Annotated in this window: 14 protein-coding genes and 1 tRNA gene; 9 read left to right on the top strand and 6 right to left on the bottom strand. The window is 67.1% G+C overall.

The features are described 5' to 3' along the window. Positions 1-94 precede the first annotated feature (94 nt). The 7 genes from pepN to FFI87_RS04760 all read left to right on the top strand — a co-directional run bounded on the left by pepN (position 95) and on the right by FFI87_RS04760 (position 8,016). The gene (pepN, locus tag FFI87_RS04790) at positions 95-2,788 is read left to right on the top strand and encodes an aminopeptidase N (RefSeq protein ID WP_138848109.1); all 2,694 of its coding nucleotides are present in this window, start codon (positions 95-97) and stop codon (positions 2,786-2,788) included. A 288-nt stretch (positions 2,789-3,076) separates the two neighbouring features. Next, positions 3,077-4,096, top strand: coding sequence for a class 1 fructose-bisphosphatase (locus tag FFI87_RS04785; RefSeq protein WP_012363316.1), 1,020 nt, complete (start codon positions 3,077-3,079; stop codon positions 4,094-4,096). Positions 4,097-4,304: 208 nt separating this feature from the next. Then, a tRNA-Thr gene (locus FFI87_RS04780) sits at positions 4,305-4,380 on the top strand. Positions 4,381-4,555: 175 nt separating this feature from the next. Beyond that, positions 4,556-5,365: a helix-turn-helix transcriptional regulator gene (locus tag FFI87_RS04775; RefSeq protein ID WP_138848110.1), complete on the top strand. Its 810-nt coding sequence runs from the start codon at positions 4,556-4,558 to the stop codon at positions 5,363-5,365. A 174-nt stretch (positions 5,366-5,539) separates the two neighbouring features. Continuing rightward, positions 5,540-7,285, top strand: a complete 1,746-nt coding sequence (locus FFI87_RS04770; protein ID WP_138848111.1) for an FAD-dependent oxidoreductase — start codon at positions 5,540-5,542, stop codon at positions 7,283-7,285. Further along, complete coding sequence (locus tag FFI87_RS04765; RefSeq protein WP_138848112.1) at positions 7,282-7,500, top strand: hypothetical protein; 219 nt, start codon at positions 7,282-7,284, stop codon at positions 7,498-7,500. Before FFI87_RS04770 ends, FFI87_RS04765 begins: the two co-directional genes overlap by 4 nt. A 261-nt stretch (positions 7,501-7,761) precedes the next feature. Beyond that, a complete protein-coding gene (locus FFI87_RS04760) occupies positions 7,762-8,016 on the top strand; it encodes a GlsB/YeaQ/YmgE family stress response membrane protein (protein ID WP_011656234.1) in 255 nt (84 codons plus the stop codon). 84 nt (positions 8,017-8,100) lie between these two features. Here the strand turns inward: FFI87_RS04760 and FFI87_RS04755 are convergent, their stop codons facing one another. From FFI87_RS04755 to FFI87_RS04740, 4 genes are all read right to left on the bottom strand, one after another. After that, positions 8,101-8,583: a TlpA family protein disulfide reductase gene (locus FFI87_RS04755; protein ID WP_138848113.1), complete on the bottom strand. Its 483-nt coding sequence runs from the start codon at positions 8,581-8,583 to the stop codon at positions 8,101-8,103. Then, the gene (locus FFI87_RS04750) at positions 8,580-9,839 is read right to left on the bottom strand and encodes a sialidase family protein (RefSeq protein ID WP_138848114.1); all 1,260 of its coding nucleotides are present in this window, start codon (positions 9,837-9,839) and stop codon (positions 8,580-8,582) included. Before FFI87_RS04750 ends, FFI87_RS04755 begins: the two co-directional genes overlap by 4 nt. Beyond that, positions 9,827-12,181, bottom strand: a complete 2,355-nt coding sequence (locus tag FFI87_RS04745; protein ID WP_138848115.1) for a TonB-dependent receptor — start codon at positions 12,179-12,181, stop codon at positions 9,827-9,829. Before FFI87_RS04745 ends, FFI87_RS04750 begins: the two co-directional genes overlap by 13 nt. 132 nt (positions 12,182-12,313) lie before the next feature. After that, on the bottom strand, positions 12,314-12,703 hold the full coding sequence (locus FFI87_RS04740; RefSeq protein ID WP_138848116.1) for a DUF2946 domain-containing protein: 390 nt from the start codon (positions 12,701-12,703) through the stop codon (positions 12,314-12,316). Between the two features lie 197 nt (positions 12,704-12,900). Between FFI87_RS04740 and FFI87_RS34415 the strand changes: the two genes are divergently transcribed. Together FFI87_RS34415 and FFI87_RS04735 are read left to right on the top strand one after the other, a co-directional pair. Continuing rightward, positions 12,901-13,047: a hypothetical protein gene (locus FFI87_RS34415; RefSeq protein WP_006756195.1), complete on the top strand. Its 147-nt coding sequence runs from the start codon at positions 12,901-12,903 to the stop codon at positions 13,045-13,047. 220 nt (positions 13,048-13,267) lie between these two features. Further along, a complete protein-coding gene (locus FFI87_RS04735) occupies positions 13,268-13,861 on the top strand; it encodes a chorismate mutase (RefSeq protein WP_138848117.1) in 594 nt (197 codons plus the stop codon). Positions 13,862-13,897: 36 nt separating this feature from the next. Here FFI87_RS04735 and FFI87_RS04730 read toward each other — a convergent pair whose 3' ends face one another. Continuing rightward, positions 13,898-15,025 (bottom strand): exonuclease domain-containing protein, encoded by a 1,128-nt coding sequence (locus tag FFI87_RS04730; RefSeq protein ID WP_138848118.1) that lies wholly within the window; start codon positions 15,023-15,025, stop codon positions 13,898-13,900. Positions 15,026-15,185: 160 nt separating this feature from the next. Next, positions 15,186-15,389 carry a cold-shock protein gene (locus FFI87_RS04725; protein ID WP_006750857.1) on the bottom strand — a complete coding sequence of 68 codons (204 nt, stop codon included), beginning with the start codon at positions 15,387-15,389 and terminating at the stop codon, positions 15,186-15,188. Between the last annotated feature and the right edge of the window lie 316 nt (positions 15,390-15,705).

Here is a 15,705-nt window from a genome sequence, read left to right as displayed (position 1 = left end):
CGCTGCGGCACGCGGCCGCAAGCCTTTGTACAATGGCCCGGTTCGCCCGGTCCGCGCTGCGGGTCCGATCCCCACCCCACCGATCTCGACGACCATGTCCGACAACGCCTCCTCCACCGTGATCCGCCGCGCCGACTACACGCCGCCGGCCTTCCTCATCGATTCCGTCGCACTCGAATTCGATCTCGCGCCGGCCCGCACGATCGTCAGGAATACGATGCGCGTGCGCCGCAATCCGGACGCGGCGCCCACCCCGCATCTGGAGCTGATGGGCGAAGCGCTCGAATTCCTCGGCGCGCAGCTCGACGGCGCGCCGTACGGTGCGGTGCGTGCGCACGAACACGGGCTGACCGTCGAAAACGTGCCCGACGCGTTCGAGCTCACGCTCGAGAGTGCGTGCGCGCCGGACCAGAACACGACGCTGTCCGGCCTGTACGTATCGAGCGGCAACTTCTTCACGCAGTGCGAGGCCGAAGGCTTTCGCCGCATCACCTACTTCCTCGACCGCCCCGACGTGATGGCGTCGTACACCGCCACGCTGCGCGCCGACAAGAGCGCCTATCCGGTGCTGCTGTCGAACGGCAACCTGGTCGACTCGGGCGAGCTGCCCGACGGCCGCCACTTCGCGAAATGGGAAGATCCGTTCCGCAAGCCGAGCTACCTGTTCGCGCTCGTCGCGGGCAAGCTCGTCGCGATCGAGGAGAAGATCACGTCCGGCTCCGGCAAGGAAAAGCTGCTGCAGGTGTGGGTCGAGCCGGCCGATCTCGACAAGACCCGTCACGCGATGGATTCGCTGATCCACTCGATCCGCTGGGACGAGAAGCGCTTCGGGCTCGAACTCGATCTCGACCGCTTCATGATCGTCGCGGTCGGCGACTTCAACATGGGCGCGATGGAGAACAAGGGGCTCAACATCTTCAACACGAAGTACGTGCTGGCGAACCCCGAGACCGCGACCGACACCGACTTCGCGAACATCGAGTCGGTGGTCGGCCACGAGTACTTCCACAACTGGACCGGCAACCGCGTGACCTGCCGCGACTGGTTCCAGCTGAGCCTGAAGGAAGGCCTGACGGTATTCCGCGATCAGGAGTTCTCGGCCGACATGGCAGCGGGCGACAACGTCGCATCTGCAGCCCGCGCGGTCAAGCGCATCGAGGACGTGCGCGTGCTGCGCCAGTTGCAGTTCGCCGAGGACGCGGGCCCGATGGCGCATCCGGTGCGTCCGGAAAGCTACGTCGAGATCAACAACTTCTACACGATGACCGTCTACGAGAAAGGCTCGGAAGTCGTGCGGATGTACCAGACGCTGTTCGGCCGCGACGGGTTCCGCAAGGGGATGGACCTGTACTTCCAGCGCCACGACGGTCACGCCGTGACGTGCGACGACTTCCGTCACGCGATGGCCGACGCGAACGGGCGCGATCTCGCGCAGTTCGAGCGTTGGTACAGCCAGGCCGGCACGCCGCGCGTGTCGGTGCGTACCGCGTACGACGCGGCTGCACGCCGCTACACGGTCACGCTCGCGCAGGGCTACGGCGACGCGTCGCCGGCGGCGCGCGACACGCAACAGGGGCCGCTGCTGATCCCGTTCGCGATCGGCCTGATCGGCCGCGACGGCCGCGACCTGCCGCTGCGCCTCGACGGCGAAGCCGCCGCGTCGGGCAAGACGCGCGTGCTCGAGTTCACCGGCACCGAGCAGACCTTCACGTTCGTCGACGTGCCGGAACAGCCGCTGCCATCGCTGCTGCGCAATTTCTCGGCGCCGGTGATCGTCGAGTACGACTACAGCGACGACGATCTCGCATTCCTGCTCGCGCACGACAGCGACCCGTTCAACCGCTGGGAAGCCGGCCAGCGCCTCGCGACGCGCGCGCTGCTGACGCTCGCCGCGCGCGCCGCCGCGAACCAGCCGCTCACGCTCGGCGAGAACTTCGTCGCCGCGTTCCGCCGCGTGCTGACCGATGAAAACCTGTCGCCCGCGTTCCGCGAACTCGCGCTGACGCTGCCGTCGGAAACCTATCTCGCCGACCAGATGGCGGAAGCCGATCCGGCCGCCGTGCATCGCGCACGCCAGTTCGTGCGCCGCCAGCTCGCGACCGCGCTGCGCGCCGAGTGGCTCGCAGCGTACGAGCAGCACCAGACGCCCGGCGCGTACGAGCCGACGCCCGAAGCGTCCGGCCGCCGCGCGCTGAAGAACCTCGCGCTCGCGTATCTCGCCGAACTCGAGGATCCGGCCGACGCCGTGCGCATCGCGACCGCGCAGTACGACGCGGCGAACAACATGACCGATCGCGCGGCCGCGCTCGGCGCGCTGCTGTCCGCCGCGGCCTCGGGCGCGAACGACGCGGCCACGCATGCGCTCGACGACTTCTACCGTCGCTTCGAGAAGGAAGCGCTCGTGATCGACAAGTGGTTCGCGATGCAGGCCGCGCAACGCGGCACGGCCGCCCAGCCGACGCTCGCGAAAGTCCGCACGCTGATGGCCCACCCGGCGTTCAACCTGAAGAACCCGAACCGCGCACGCTCGCTGATCTTCAGCTTCTGCGCGGCGAACCCGGCGCAATTCCACGCGGCGGACGGTTCGGGCTACGCGTTCTGGGCCGAGCAGGTGCTCGCGCTCGACGCGATCAACCCGCAAGTCGCCGCGCGCCTCGCCCGCTCGCTCGAACTGTGGCGCCGCTTCACGCCCGCGCTGCGCGACCGGATGCGCGAAGCGCTCGAGCAGGTCGCGGCCGGCGCGAAATCGCGCGACGTGCGCGAGATCGTCGAGAAGGCGCTCGCGTAACGGCACGCATGCGATTCGCGTCGCGCTCCCGCGCGACAAAGCCGGCGCCGCCCCGTTGCGGCGCCGGCTTTTTTATCGGCCGAAGGTTCGCGGGGTCGGAGCCGGGGAGCGCGTTCGACCGCCCGGCGGTCCCGCCGCCGCAGGGCCGGTCCGCCGCGCCGCGCACGCCGGAACCCGGTCGAATCGTCCGCCCGGCCATGTAACCGGACGAAAAAAGCCGGCGGCGCGGAAGGCGCGGCGGGTAAAATTGCGGGCATTCAAGGATTCTTTGGCCTTTCGGAGTCAGTCATGTCCATTGCCCGCCGCACCACGCTGTCGAAGTTCCTGATCGAACAGCAACGTGAGACCAACAACCTCCCCGCCGACCTGCGTCTGCTGATCGAAGTCGTCGCACGCGCGTGCAAGGCGATCAGCTACAACGTGTCGAAGGGCGCGCTCGGCGAAGCGCTCGGCACCGCCGGCAGCGAGAACGTGCAGGGCGAAGTGCAGAAGAAGCTCGACATCCTGTCGAACGAGATCCTGCTCGACGCGAACGAATGGGGCGGCAACCTCGCCGCGATGGCGTCGGAGGAGATGGAAACGTTCTTCCCGATCCCCGCGAACTACCCGCGCGGCGAATACCTGCTCGTGTTCGATCCGCTCGATGGCTCGTCGAACATCGACGTCAACGTGTCGATCGGCACGATCTTCTCGGTGCTGCGCTGCCCGGACGGCAAGCAGGCCACCGAGGAATCGTTCCTGCAGCCGGGCACGGAGCAGGTCGCGGCCGGCTACGCGGTGTACGGCCCGCAAACGGTGTTCGTGCTGACGACCGGCAACGGCGTGAACTGCTTCACGCTCGACCGCGAAGTCGGTTCGTGGGTGCTCACGCAAAGCAACATGCAGATCCCGGCCGATACGCGCGAATACGCGATCAACGCGTCGAACGCGCGCCACTGGTACGAGCCGGTCCAGCGCTATGTCGACGAACTGAACGCCGGCAAGGACGGCCCGCGCGGCGACAACTTCAACATGCGCTGGATCGCATCGATGGTGGCCGACGTGCACCGGATCCTGAACCGCGGCGGCATCTTCATGTACCCGGCCGACAAGCGCACGCCCGATCGCCCGGGCAAGCTGCGCCTGATGTATGAAGCGAACCCGATGTCGTTCATCGTCGAACAGGCGGGCGGCGCCGCGACGACGGGCACGCAGCGCATCATGGAAGTGCAGCCGACCGGCCTGCACCAGCGCGTGCCGGTCTTCCTCGGCTCGAAGAACGAAGTCGAGCGCGTGACCAGCTATCACGCCGAAGGCGAAGGCAAATAAATTTGCCCCGCAGCTCTGGACGAAGGGGCAAGACGTCAGTACAATCGCGCCTTCGCGATGTGGCCCTGACAGGCTGCGTCGCAGTGAAGTGAAAGCGGGAAGTCCGCCGGATCGATGGTTTCGCGAAGCAGCAGCAGCAAGCTGAAAAAATTTCGCAAAACCTATTGCCAAGATCTCGGATTTGACCATATAATTTCATTTCTCTGCTGCCGGTGTAGCTCAGTTGGTAGAGCAGCGCATTCGTAATGCGAAGGTCGTAGGTTCGACTCCTATCTCCGGCACCAAGACATAAAGGCCTGACAAGCATCGCTTGTCAGGCCTTTTCTCTTTTTCAGCCGCGTTTTCGGATACACGAAACCGTGCGCCCGCCCCATCGTTTTCGCTTGCGGGCATCTCCCGACTCCCAGCCCGCGCACCGCCGATTACAATCGGCGGAACACTCAGCCCTCTCCCTGCATCATGCGCACGTGGCGTCTCGAGCGACCGAACCTCAGCGGGCAACTGGACGTGCGCCGCGCGACCGGCCTCGTCGCCGCGCTCGGCGGCAGCGAGCCGAACGCGTTCGCCGCGGAAATCCTGAAGCTGTTCGACGATGCGCTGTCCGTCACGCAGTGCACGATCTTCGCGTACGAGTTCGGCAACCGGCCGCGCACCGTGTCGGTCGCCGATCATCGCGGCGGCCGCTACCTGCGCGATGTCGCCGACACCTACGCGCGACATTTCTATGCGCTCGACGGCAACCAGACGATCGTCTCGGCCGCCGATCGCGGCCCGCACCGCCGCGACGTGCTGCTGCATCTGCAGGCCGGCGACGAGATCGGTCACGACGCGTATCGCGCGGCCTGCTACCGCGGCCCCGACGTATCCGATCGCCTCGCGCTGCTGATGCAGCCGAACGACTCGACCTGGTTGTCGATCAACCTGTATCGCGCGCATCGCAGCGGCGCATTCCAGCCGCGCGAGATCGCGGCCATCGAAACGCTCGCGCCGCTGATCGCGCAGGCGGCGCAACATCACTACGCGCTCGCGGGCTCGACGCAGATCGGCATCCCGCAACTGATGCTCGCGCGGCTGCGCGGCGCCTGTCCGGCGTTGTCCAAGCGCGAACTCGACGTGCTGCGCGGTGTGCTCGAAGGCCAGAGCGCGCGGGAAATCGGCGACACGATCGGCGTGAAGGCGTCGAGCGTCGTCACCTACCAGAAGCGTGCCTACCGGCGTCTCGGTATCTCGAGCCAGCGCCAGCTGTTTGCGCTGTGCCTGCAACACTGAACCGCGCCCGCCGATCCTGAACACGTCGGGGTAAATCCCGTCCCGCCGCCAGCCGTTCGCCGTACCCGGAATGGGGACAGCGGTGACCGGCGCGGCTTCCATACTGCATCGACCCGCCGCACGCGTCGCGTCATCGCGCGCGTGCGTCCGATCACTGCAACCTGGAAGCCAACGATGGGCATCGAATTCAAGCCATATCCGTTCGTCGCCGCGCGTCATCCGGCGCACCTGCCGACCTGCCGCGACGGTGTCGACACGCAACGACACCGCGTCGCGATCGTCGGCGGCGGGCCGGTGGGCCTCGCCGTCGCACTCGGCCTCGCCAATCACGGCATCCGCAGCGTGCTGCTCGAAGCCGACGACTCGGTCTGTCACGGCAGCCGCGCGATCTGCATCTCGCGACGCAGCCTCGAGATCATCGAGCGGCTCGGCGCGCTCGACGACTTCCTGCCCGTCGGACTGCCGTGGAGCGGCGGGCGCAGTTTCCATCGTCGCGACGAAGTGCTGCATTTCACGATGCCGCAGGACGAGAACCAGAAGCTGCCGCCGATGGTGAACCTCGCGCAGTATCACATCGAACAGTTCCTGCTCGATGCCGCGCTGCGCCGCCCCGAGCTCATCGAGATTCGCTGGCAGGCGAAGGTCGCGAGCGTCACGCGCTACCCGGACGGCGTGCGTGTCGACATCGAAACGCCGCTCGGCAGCTACGCACTCGACGCCGACTGGATCGTCGCGAGCGACGGCGGGCGCAGCACGGTGCGTGATGCGCTCGGCCTGTCGCTTCAGGGCACAAGCTACGAAGGCCGCTACGTGATCGTCGACATCGCGCTCGACAGCGACCGGCCGACCGAACGGCTCGCGTATTTCGACCCGCCGTCGAACCCCGGCTCGACGGTGCTCGTCCACAAGCAGCCCGACAACGTGTGGCGGATCGACTACCAGCTGCGCGACGATGAGGATCCCGAAGCGGCTGTGAAGCCCGAGAACGTGATCCCGCGCGTGCAGAACCTGCTGGACATGATGGGCGAACGCGGCGCGTGGTCGCCGATCTGGATCACGATCTACAAGGCGAACGCACTGACGCTCGAACGCTACCGGCACGGCCACGTGCTGTTCTGCGGCGACGCCGCGCACCTCGTGCCGATCTTCGGCGTGCGCGGCGCGAATTCGGGCATCGACGACGCCGACAATGTCGCGTGGAAACTGGCGTTCGTGATTCGCGACCTCGCGTCGGACGCGCTGCTCGACAGCTATTCAGACGAGCGGGTGTTCGCGACGCACGAGAACCTGCGCTACGGCACCAAGAGCACCGAGTTCATGGCGCCGCCGTCGTTCGCGTTCGATCTGATGCGCAAGGCCGTCCTGACACTCGCGGTGCGGCATCCGGCGTTGCGTTCGCTGATCAATCCGCGCCAGACGACGGCCATCGCCTACACGGCGTCGCCGCTCAACGCGGACGAGCGCGATGCGTTTTCGGCCGGACCGGCGCCCGGCACGGTGCTCGCGGAATGTCCGCTGATGCTGCCGGCGTCGCGCGACATCGGCAACGCCGGCAGCGCACGCCGCGGCCATCTGACCGATCTCGTCGGCCCATGCTTCACGGCGTTGCGCTTCACGTGCGACGGCGCACCCGATCCGTCGTTCGCCGAACTCGAGCGACGCCTGCACGACGCCCGCATACCGTTCGCGCTGGTGACGCTCGCGCGGCATGCGGCGCCGCAACATCCGGGATGCAACGGCTACGATTCGGACGACCGGCTGTTCGAGCTGTACGGTGCGCGCGACGGCACCGTCTACCTCGTGCGTCCGGACGGACACGTGCTCGGCCGCTGGCACGACGCACGCCCCGCCGACCTGAGCGCAGCACTCGAGCGTGCGCTTCATCCACGCACGTCGGCCGATCTTCAGGAGAACGCATGATGACCATGACCGACACCGAACGCGACATTCTCTACACCGACCTGTGCCTCGCGATGACCCGCATCGGCGAAACCGACGCCCCGCTCTTTCTCGCCCGCTTCGCGCTGCTGGCGATCGAGACGATCGGCGATACGGCGACCGTCACCCGCCTCATTGCAGATGCCGGCGATGGCCTGCCCGATACAGGCGCACCAGCGCCGGCCTGCGGACAATAACGCAGGACACACCGCCGGGCAGATATCGCCACTCCTTACGAATTCATTTCACCGCGCATCGTTTTGCGCACCCCTCGCCCCGTAGGCAGACGAATCCCCTGGAAAAACCCGTTAAGGGTGCATAACATTACTTAACGATTCCGACCCGTCTATCGCGTTACATTGCGTGGGCGGCGCGGCGGGTCGCATGCCGCCTTCCTGCAGCTGCGGCGAAACAGCCGACGTCCGGTCATTTCGACTCAATACAAGGAGAGGATCACCATGACTCATGGCTTGATTATGTGGCTCATCATCGGCGCGATCGCCGGCTGGCTGGCAGGCCTGCTCGTCAAGGGCGGTGGCTTCGGCCTGATCGTCGACATCATCGTCGGTATCGTCGGCGCGGTGATCGGCGGCTGGCTGGCCACGATGCTCGGTATCGGCATCGGCAGCGGATTCATCGGCTCGGTGATCGTCGCTGTCATCGGCGCCGTGATCCTTCTGTTCGTGATCCGGCTGTTCAGGCGCGCGGCCTGACGATCTTCTCGCGCGCCTTGGGGCGCGCGCTCGTTCGTTTTCGCATCGAAGCGGCGCGCGGCATCCCGCGCGCCGCCTGGCGTTTCAGCGGCGCTTGCCGTGTTGCAACCAGCCGTCGAGCACGTTGGTCGTCAGCAATCCGCTGCGCGCTTCGCGTGCGCCGTCGCGACCGATCCACACGGTACGCGGCATTTCTCCCCGCCATCCCGCATCGAGCGCCGCACGCAGACGCTCGGGCATCGGCTCCGCGTTCGCATACTGCGTGACCTGCGGCGGCAGGTTCATTTGCGCGAGCGCCTGGGCGATCGCGGCGCCGTTGTCGTCATAAGCGTCCATCGTGACCATCGCGAGCTGCACGTCCGGATGCCGGCGCTGCCACGCGACGAGATGCGCGGCGTTCTCGCGGCAGTATCCGCAATCGAGCGACCAGATCTCGACCGCGAGCGGCCGTTCGTGCGCCGTCGCATACAACTTCGCGACCTCGGCCGCGCGTAGCGGCTGAAGCTCGCCGGCCCACGCCGGCACGCTCGCGAGCACGGCGCCGATCAACACCATCAGCCGTTTCATTGCGCGCCCTCCACGGGAATCAGCCGGTAGCCGTCGTTACGCGTACGCCACGACAGATAGATGCGCCCCGCATCGTCGAGCAGTTGCGGATTGTCGCTCGCGCCCGACGTCGACGCGATCACGCGCGGCGCCGACCAGTGCTCGCCGCGATCGTCGGAGCGGCGCAGCTTGATCTGCATCGTTTCACCGTCGAACGCCTTCCACGCAAGCCAGACGACGTCACCACGCGCGACGAGCGCCGCATGCGACGCCTGCTCGGCCGGCGCCGCCGGATTCGCGCCGAATGCCCACGGCGTGCCGCGCGGCTGGCCGTCGGCGCCGATGCGCGAGTAGAACACGTCGGCGCGGCCATCGACGACGCCGAACCACGCGATATGACGCGTACCGTCGGGCGTGATCGCAAGCGCCGGCCCGTGCTCGGGGCAGGCCTCGACATGCCAGTTCGAGAACGTCGCGCGCACCGGCACGACGGGCTCCGACGCCGACACGGGCAGCACCGCGAGCGCATGGTCGCGGATCTGTCCGGGGAACACGTTGCGCCACACGGCTTCGATGTGTCCGGCCGGATCGATCGCCATCGCGATGCGGCAGCATTCGCACGTATGGTCGGTCACCTTGCGCTCGGGCTCGAACGACGCGCCGCCGTCGCGCGACACCGCGTAGTACACGGCCGCGCCCTCGTACGCGTGCCCCGCCGCCTTCGCCGCGACGAGATCGCGCTTGTCGATCCACGCGATCGCGATGTTGCCGGCCGGATCGACAGCCATCATGTCGAAGCGGTGCGTGATCGCCTGGCGGTCGCGATGCACGGTGACGGGCACGCTCCAGGTCGCCCCGCCGTCGAGCGAGCGCGAGAAGCGCACCATGCCGGTGTACGGTGCATCGAGCGGCATCGACCACGACACGTACACCGCACGGCCGTCGGGGCTCGTCGCGATCTTCGGCCGATTCTCCGCGCTCGTGTAGATCGGCTCGGGCATCGCGTTGACGGTCACGGGCGCCGACAGCGTACGGCCCGCGTCGTCCGAGTGCGCGACGACGACGTGCGCGCCTTCGACCCATGCGACCCACAGCCGGTGCCGCGCGTCGAACGCGGCGCCGGTCGCGAGCGGCTGCTTCTGTTGCGCCGGCGCAGCCTGCATGCTCATGTGTGCGGCATGCGGATCGGCGGTTTTCGGGGCGTCGTGCGCGCCCGCGGGCGACAGCGCCGCGAGCCACAGCGCGCAGCCTGCCGCGAACGATTTCACAGCGACCATTTCAGTTCTCCAAAGAAAGTGCGGCCCGGATACGGGTGGAACACGTAGTAGCGGCGGTCCGTCAGGTTGTCGATGCCGACCGACGCGGTCCAGTGACGGTCGAACCGGTAGCGCGCCTTCAGGTCGACGACCGTGAAGGTGCTCGTGCCGCCGTACACGTCCGGATTCACGTCGCTGTTGTCCAGCGTGTTGAACTGGCGACCGGAGTACCGGACGCCGATGCTCGCGAGCCAGTGCTCGTCGAAGCGGTACGACGCGAGCAGGTTCGCGCGCATGCGCGGGATGCGCGGAAAGCGCGAGCCGACGTACGCGGGGTTCGCGGTGTCGGCCAGGATCTGCGCATTGCTCGCCGACACGTTCGCGTCGATGTCGAGCCCGCGCAGCCCGACGTTGCGGCCGCTGAATCCGAGTTCGACGCCGCGCACGCGCACGCGATCGACGTTCGAGATGTTGGTGACGGTCGACGCGCCCGACACCGTCGTCTGGCTGTAGATCGAATCGCGCAGGTCGCTCTGGAACACGCTCGCGCGCACGACGCCGACACCGACGTCGCGCTCGGCCGTGAAGTCCCAGTCGATCGCCTTTTCCGGCCGCAGGCTCGCGTTGTTGTTGACGATCGCGTTGTTCGAGATCGTGCCCTGGAACAGTTCGCCGACCGTCGGAAAGCGCGTGCCCGTCGCGAACGACACCCGCAAGCGCCAGACGTCCGTCGCGTCCCACTGCAGCGCGACTTTCGGCGACAGCGCATTCGCGCCGCGGTCCGCGTAACCGACCGTGCCGCCCGCGTTGCCGAGCGCGCCGCCGTATGCATCCCAGCGCTCGTAGCGCAGGCCGAGGGTCGCGAGCCAGCCGGGCGCGAAACGCCACGCGTCCTGCGCGAACAGCGCCTGCGTGCGCGTGTCGCCCTGATAGACGCTCGCGAGCGAGGTGGTCGGCCCGGCCAGCCAGTCGGCCGTGTTGTACGTGACGTTGCGCAGGAAATAGTTGTCGTAGTGATAGCCGAACGTGAACGTGTGGCCCTTCACTTCCGGCGCCTCGGCCTTCAGGTCGAGCGTGCGCCAGCCCGTGCCGTCGCCCTGGAACAGCGTGCCCGCCCCGCCCTGCGCGGTCGATGCCGCGCGCAACACGTCGCGCGACACGTCGTAGGCGGACACCACGCCCGACAGCCGCCAGCCCGAATCGAGCCGGCCGTTCAGGCCGAGCGCGTACAGCCAGTTCTCCTGGTCGCCGCGCTGCGGCGCGAACGCGCTCGGCGCGACGGTCATGTTCCGGCCGCCGATCGACACGTTGCCGCCGTTGACGGGATTGCCGGCCGCGTCGCGCAGGAAGGTTTCGCCGTGCTGCCGGTAATGGTTCTCCCAGTGCCCGAGCGTCAGCGTCGCGTCGACGCGGTCCGTGAACGCATAGCCCATCCGGACCGTCTCGTTGAGCTGCTCGGTCCGCTCGATGTTCTGCGCACCGACGATCGTGCGCGGCTTGCCGTTGGGTCCGACGTCGGTGGCCGCGCCTGTGACCGGCACCGCGGCGCCGAGCTTCGGGTTGTACGCGGAATTGGGGCTTGCATACTGCATCGCCTGACCGTCGTTCTCCAGCCGGTCGAGCGACAGCGAGAACCAGAATTTGCCGATCCGGTTCGCGATCCGCGCGGTCTGGTGATTGCCGCCGAAGCTGTCCGCCAGCCCGTAGCCGTCGTGATAGCGCTGCGTGAAGAACTGCGTCGACAGCGACGCCTCGAGTTTGTCGGGCCGCCGCGTGGTCAGCAGCACGGTCGAGCCGATCGCGTTACCGGGGTACAGCGCGGAAAAGGGGCCATACAGCACGTCGACGCGCTCGATATCGTCGGGCGCGATCAGCGACCAGCGCGGTGGGTACGCATAGCTCGAGCCGAGCAGGTTCGACAGCAGCAGGCCATCGGCATACACGAGCCCGCGCGCACTCTGCAGTTCGTTGAAGTCGCGGCCGGCGAACACGCTGTTGCGGTCGCCGATGTAGCGCTTGCGAACCATCAGGTTGGGCGCGTACTTCAGCGCGTCCTCGGTCGTGACGTTGGTGTGCGCGTCGATCTGCTCGCGCGTGATCGACTCGACGACGGCCGGCGTATCCGGATCGACGGGTTGCCGCCGGGCGGTGACGCTGACCTCGGTCAGCGTGTCGCCCGGCGGCGCGGGTACGACCGCGGCAACCGGTGCGGCACGGCCGGCCGGGTTGCCAGAGCCGCCGGGCACCGGTTCGGCGGATGCGCGATCGATCGCAGCCGCCTGTGCGGCAGGCCACGCAAAAGCGGCCGCGCACGCGAGCGCGAGCCGACCGCGCGACGGCCGCGCGGGGAAGGTGAACGACATGGATGAATTCCTGAAAACGTGACCGGGAGCCGCCGGACGCGAGCCGACGCGCCGCGCGCCTGCGGCGCGGCGCGGCGCGCGGATCGGGCCGCGGGCGGCACGCGCGCCACCGGGGCGCGCGAACGATGTCAATCAGACCGGGACGTTTTCAGGCGGACCGCGCGGCTGCGCGAGGCGGATGCCCTTGCGGGGAAAATCGGGAACGGCCGGGGCGGCCGGCCGGTACGCGAACGCGCGCACGAAACCCGGCAACGCGGGCAGGCTCGTGCCGAGCGCGACGTTCGCCGCGAAGCCGGGACAGTACACGCAGTGCGGCACGCCGGCATGGTCGAACGATGCTGCGCCGCGATCGTCGCCGGACTGCGCGAGGGTGACCTGACGAGCGCCTGCCGCACTGCACAGCTCGAGCGTGAGCTCGCCGGAACCGCTCGACGCGACACGCGCGTAGCCGATGACGGGCGACAGTACATTCAGTACCAGCGCCAGCCATACGAGGCCGATCCATCGCGTCGTCCGTTTCATCGTGGTCCAGGAAAAAGTGCGCGCAAGTATAGCAAGCACCCGCCGGTTGCCGATTGAGCCGGATGCAATAGTCGGCATCGCACGGCGCGCCACAACGCATGTGCCGTTAATACAACAGAGACAAAATCTAACGATTCGCCGCTGGCACAAATCCAAGCGCGAGGTTGATAATTATTGGACCTGCTGGAGAAACGACCATGGACGAAAGACCAACCCGCATGCCCCCGCCCGAGCAAGTGATGAGCCCGGATCCGGAACCCGTCGGCGTGGAATTCCTCGCCGAATTGCCCGACCACGTCCGGGCATTCTTCGACGAGCAGCACAAGCTGTACTCGCCGAAGTGAACCTGCGTCCGGTTCTGTAACCGCCGCGTGTCGATCAAGATCATGCGGTTCATCGCTGCGTTTTCGGCGCAGATCGCTTCGCACCCGGGCTGCAACGGCCTGACGGTGCCGGGTCAGCGCGTCCGCTGATTCTTCTGTCGCGTCGTTTCGCCGCGCGACTGTCTTCGTCTATCCTTCTGGTTTTCCACCTCCGGCCCGCCCGGCTCTCCCGATCGTTCCGATGAAACAAGCCATTCGTGCCAGCGTCGCTGTCGCCGCACTCGGCGTCGCCCTTTTTTCGTCGCCGCCCGTCGCGCGCGCCGACGGCGACGACACCGCGCTCACCAACCTCGTCGCGCTCGCGTCGCAGCGGATCGCGCTTGCCGAACCCGTCGCACGCTGGAAATGGGCGAACCACAAGGCGATCGAGGACCAGCCGCGCGAAGCCGCACTGCTCGCATCGGTGGAGAAGCGCGCCGCACAGTCGGGCGTGGATCCGGCGTTCGCGCGTACGTTCTTCGAGGATCAGATCGCCGCGAGCAAGGACGTGCAGAACGCGCTCTTTGCCACCTGGCGCGCGACGCGGCCGCCCGAAGGCACGCCGCCCGACCTCGCGACCAGCACGCGGCCGGCGCTCGACCAGCTCACGCAAAAGATGCTGGCCGGCCTCGCGCGGATCGCGCCGCTGCGCGACGCGCCCGATTGCCAGGCGCGGCTTGCCCGCAGCATCGCGAACTGGAAGACGCTCACCCGCTACGACGCGAGCCGCACGCAAGCGCTCGACACCGCGCTGTCGCACGTGTGCTCGGCCGGCGGCGCCAGCGCGATCGGCTGACGACGCGCGGCCACCGCGCGCCGCGGCACGCGGCGCTCAGTCGGCTGGCGTGAGCGCCGCGAGCGGAATCAGTTGCAGGCCGCGCGCGAGATGAGTCTGCAGCAGGCGATGGGTATGGGGTTCGTACGCACCGTCCAGGCCGTCGGCCGCGAGCCGCATGGCCGCGTCGAGTGATTCGGCCGCACCGAGGTAGCGCCACCCGTCGATCACGTGAAACAGGCGGCGCTCGTCGCCGGCTTCGAATGCGACCGCGCCGTCGAACGGCCAGCCCGCATTGCCCGCACGGGCTTTATCGGCCGCGCGACGCCGGTTGTGCGACGGACGCAGGCGGGCGATCCACTGCGCTTCGGCGAGCATCGCGCCCAGCTCGTTGCCGGTCTCCCGCCATTCGACTCGCCGCACCTGCTGCGCGAGCCGCATTTCCTTCGACGAGCGCCGCTCGCCGGTCAGCAACGCGCGCAAGCGCTGCCGCACCCGCACACTGCGCCCGACGTAAAGGGCTTCGTCGCCCTCCCCGAACAGCGCGTACACACCGCATCCGGCGGGCGCGGTATCAAGCCACGCTTCGGTCATGCCGCCCGCGAGACGGAAGTGGCGGGTCGTACGCGCAATCTGGTCGCGCAGACGCTCGAGCGGCACGATCTCGTGCAACTGCCGCCAGAACTGCCAAAGGAGATCGGCATCCGCGAGCGCCCGGTGGCGGGCCGCGGGAACAAGGCCATGCCGCTCGATCAAAGCATCGAGTCCGTGCCGCGCCTCGCGCGGAAACAGCGCGCGCGACAGCCGCACCGTACACAGCACGTCCGGATTGAACGCGATGCCGGCACGTTCGAATTCGGCGCGCAGGAAACCGCGGTCGAAGCTCGCGTTGTGCGCGACGAACAGCTTGCCGTCGAGCCGCTCGAACAGCGTGGGCGCGAGCGACGCGAACGACGGCGCGTCGCGCACCATGTCGTCCGAAATGCCGGTCAATTGCTGGATGAACGGCGGAATCGACTGTCCCGGGTTGACCAGCGTCGTCCACGTCGACACGCCGAGCGGGCCGATTTCGACCACGCCGATTTCGGTGATGCGGTGCTCGGCGGTCGAGCCGCCGGTGGTTTCAAGGTCGACGAAGACGAGCGGGTGCTCGCAGGCGGGATCGGACGGACGGGAATCGGACATGAAAAGGCAGGGAAACGGTGCTTTCGTGAGTATGCACCGGCATGCACGTCCAGGACCAGTCCGAACCGGAAACGATTCGCCGGCGGCCGGGTTTCATGCCCCAAAAAACAAAAAGCCCCCGCGATGCGGGGGCCGGACGTGATCGACAGTGCGTGGCGCGTCAGACCGCCTGGATATTCGCTGCCTGCTTGCCTTTCGGCCCGAGTTTCACCTCAAAGGAAACGCGCTGGTTTTCCTTCAGCGTTTTGAAGCCGTCCATCCGGATTTCGGAAAAGTGCGCAAACAAATCTTCGCCGCCATTGTCTGACGTAATAAAGCCGAAACCTTTAGCATCGTTAAACCATTTTACGATACCGGTATCCATACCTTTCTTCCCCACTCGTTTAGATCAAAAAAGCTACTGATATAGCCGCCTCCCGAAATCCCGCAACGGCGCGCCGATACCCACCCCCAGCGCTCCGCCCGGGGACGGAGTGCTCACTTTATAAATTGGACAATCCCGCTGCGTCAAGAAAATTTTTGACGCGCTCTTTATCAAAAAAACGTCAATACCACTGGAATCGGTACACCATCCTCTTTTATTAATTGATTCGCATCAAAAACCTGTCAATATTACCGGGATCAGATCCCCAATAATCAATGCAGTGAAAAACCTACCGAGAAAAAACGGGTCGGTAAAA

Origin of the sequence: Burkholderia sp. KBS0801 (assembly GCF_005937855.2) — a bacterium.
In the GTDB taxonomy this organism is placed as follows: Bacteria; Pseudomonadota; Gammaproteobacteria; order Burkholderiales; family Burkholderiaceae; genus Burkholderia; species Burkholderia ambifaria.
The sequence above is the reverse complement of the archived record's forward strand: the minus strand, read 5'-3'. Positions and strand labels throughout refer to the sequence as shown.